Below are 2,181 nucleotides of genomic sequence, written 5' to 3'. Positions count from 1 at the left end.
AACTCCTTCGGGTACGCTTTTCTTACTTGTGACATAATTTCTGTTAAGGTATGTAATTCTCTTAACTTACTGTCTACTCAAATATAGCAACTCCATTTCTGGAAAGCAGAAGAACTATCAAAAGCTGCAAGCCCCATATCAGATAAGCAAATTCACGGGTGTTGAGTATAATATAAAATTGATTCTTAAGTAAAGATAAGAAAGCGAACCTTTTAAGCTAAAAATGTTAGTAAAAAGTCGTAATTTAAATTATAAATCTTAGGTAGTTTGAAAGAATATTCTGCAAAAGAGTTATAAATTTATATACTGTATTAATCTTCAACAAAATATTGGGCAAAATTTATTTTGAAAATTTATTGGCGTCTATCGATGACTTCTATGCGGGGATTATAGCGTTATGAAGTTTCTCCTCATTTCAGAGATGACCATTGAGGTTGAGCAATATCTTAAAATGTACATAGGAGAATACATTGAGCATGAAACCGATGTAATTATCCGATATTCGATTGCTGACGCTAAAAGTGTCATTGAAACGGAATTGATAGAGAATCAAAAGCATCTTGATTTTATTATCGCCGATTTTACAAGCGATACTTTTTCCCAAAGCTATACAGAACTAGCCCATTGGTTAAGGCACTCTGTTTTTACCTATTCGGACAAGAATTTCAGACTTTCGGCATTGCCACTATTTTTGATGAACAATATGCTTGGGTATGAGCGCCAGCACTATGAACACGTAGATGAACTAATTGAAAATGTATTTGATGGATTGGTTTATAAACCAGAAAACCATAAAAGAATAGGAACTACTAATAATCCCTTAGCGAAAGGAATGGACAGATGGTTAGACAGATTAAAATCGGATATTGATGATTTAGACTTAGATAGCAGTTCGGATTTTACAAAGATGAATATGCGCATATTTAATGCGAGAGCCTATAAATTAAAAGTGTTGTCTGAAGTGTTCTATGAAAATAAAAAGCCGCTGGACTATTTGTGGGTTGGTAACGGTCTGCAAATTGTTGAATCTACGGCTGATGCTTTAATTAAGTTGTTGAAAACGTATAATCAAAATCCATCTTTACGGAATGAGAAACAAATTCATATATTCCTTCAAACTTATCACCATCTTCTTAAGTCTGAGCACTTTTATAAATCAATTTATGAACAACACTATTATCATAATAGTTCAAGGAAATATGAAGAGGTTGATTTTTTTAATATCGCACATCAATATTCTATGAACTTGAATGAGCTATTCGAAGTCAAGCTGCCAAACCAGCGTTTTTTCTCCAAACGAAACCTCTCCATGCTCAGGCCTGCTCAAAAGTACTTCCATCAAATAGGCACAAAGTATTTTGACTATTTTTCTGATCCCGCCAACTTGGAAGAAATACAATCCAAATCACTTCAACATGACGTATCAATAAAAAAATTAGATTTTCAATATTCTTTATTGATGGGAACTGATGAAGATAAGCTGCAAAACATTTCTGGGTTAAACGCATTCATGGCGATTCCAAAGGCGAACGTTAGGTTGTTAACCTATGATGATCTGATTAAACGACACCACTACTTGCATCTGCGGGTAACAAGATTTGGAATTTAAGGGGTCAGGTGTGTATTTCGGTGAAAGTGGTTCTTCCCTACATTTAGTGGTCATTTTCAACAATCAAAACTAAGATCAAAATTCAATATTAAAGTTCTTTAATTTATAACTTGCTTCTTTTTGCCTTTTCCACTATCAACTTCTTATCATTTTTATTATGATCGTATCCGCACCTAAATAAATAGTATTTCCGCTAATTTCTCCATCGGTGTAGATGAGAGTTAAAGGATCAAAAACGGAATATTTTAGCAAAATCACATGTGTATAATTGGTAGTTAAAAATGTTGATAGTCAATAATTTTATTTGTAACATCAATGCCTCTCTCCGGTGTTTTGCTGTTAAAATTGTGGTAAATTTTGCGTAATTTTCGTTTTTATAACGTAATTAAAATTCAAATATGCACATCAAAACTACCGCTCTCTGTTCTAGACTTAATTACGTAATTTTTCAATAAATGAAGGTACTTAAACTTAAGTTGTCTATAACGGTGATACTGGGCCAGCGAAAACGGATGATAGCGGGCCAGTCATTACGATAATCAGTGGGCCACTTTTCAATACAATTATAAGGG

The 2,181-nt window shown here is 33.4% G+C and carries 1 protein-coding gene; it reads left to right on the top strand.

Annotated features, from left to right (window positions below):
• The first annotated feature begins 397 nt into the window (after positions 1-397).
• Positions 398-1,609, top strand: a complete 1,212-nt coding sequence (locus BLW16_RS22835) for a hypothetical protein (protein WP_090560196.1) — start codon at positions 398-400, stop codon at positions 1,607-1,609.
• Positions 1,610-2,181 lie beyond the last annotated feature (572 nt).

The sequence above is a fragment of the Pedobacter hartonius genome (assembly GCF_900107535.1).
In the GTDB taxonomy this organism is placed as follows: Bacteria; Bacteroidota; Bacteroidia; order Sphingobacteriales; family Sphingobacteriaceae; genus Pedobacter; species Pedobacter hartonius.
Note: the sequence above shows the minus strand (reverse complement) of the source record. Positions and strands in the feature narration are given on the sequence as shown.